This window comes from Roseateles sp. 22389 (assembly GCF_052044995.1).
Taxonomy (GTDB): domain Bacteria; phylum Pseudomonadota; class Gammaproteobacteria; order Burkholderiales; family Burkholderiaceae_C; genus Roseateles.
Map to the genome: position 1 here is coordinate 1 of NZ_JBQEOF010000044.1, position 950 is coordinate 950.

Annotated in this window: 1 protein-coding gene and 1 pseudogene; both read left to right on the forward strand. The window is 63.4% G+C overall.

Going from position 1 to position 950, the window contains the following annotated elements; genetic code table 11:
- Window positions 1-484 (forward strand): diguanylate cyclase domain-containing protein (locus tag ACTJKJ_RS27280; RefSeq protein ID WP_440823320.1); only part of this gene is annotated, 484 nt, incomplete at its 5' end.
- Window positions 471-950 (forward strand): annotated as a pseudogene (locus ACTJKJ_RS27285) (serine protease); the annotation flags it as partial. The gene ACTJKJ_RS27280 and the pseudogene ACTJKJ_RS27285, both read left to right, overlap by 14 nt.

The window sequence follows — 950 nt, forward strand, 5'->3', positions numbered from 1 at the left end:
GACCCACGAGCTCGAACTCGCCAAGCGGAACTCGACGCCGCTGGCGGTGCTCTTCCTGGATCTCAATGACTTCAAGACGACCAACGATCGACTCGGGCACGAAGTCGGCGACCAGTTGCTGTTGCACGTGGCCGGCGTCCTCAAGGCGACGCTGAGAGCAAGCGACACCGTTTGTCGCATCGGTGGCGACGAGTTCGTCATCATTGCGGAGAACGTTCCAAGCGACGGCGTCGAACGCCTGATCTCCAAGATCGTCGCGGCCGTTGCTCGACCGTGGACAGTGGCTGGTACGGTCCTGTCGCAGGGCGTGAGCATCGGCGCCAGCAACTTTCCGGCTGACGGTGACCAGGCGGAGGACCTCGTGAGGAAGGCAGACGCAGCGATGTACTTGGTCAAGCTCGCCGCGCGTACGACGGCCCGGGGCAGCGAAAGAGGAGAGCCGACGCCTGCTCCGGCCTCTACGGCCGGCGATGAAATCCGTTGATCCGTTGCTGCTCGCTGTGGTCCGGCTTGGCACCTCGCAGGGCGGTCGAGCCTTGACGCGCGCCACGGGCTTCCTGCAGCAACGCGGCGAAGAAGTCTTTCTGGTCACCTGCCGGCATGTGTTCATCGATCCGTCGAGCGGTCACTATCCTGACCTGGTGCAGGTGGACTTCCATACGGACGGCAACAACCTGGCGACCGTCACCAACGCCGTTCTTCCTCTGTATGAAGGTGGCACCGCGGTGTGGAGACAGGGAAGGGACGCTGCGGGAGACGTCGACGTCGCGACTTTCAAGCTCCGGCGGGAGCAGATGCCGGACAAGGCGGTCTGGCACGCCTTTCCATCCGAAGAGATGCTGGAACTGGAGCGGGACATCGACCTGGGCGCACCGGTGCTCATCGTCGGATTCCCCATGGGGTTTCACGATGAATTGCATCACCTACCGGTGGCTCGATCCGGCATCGTG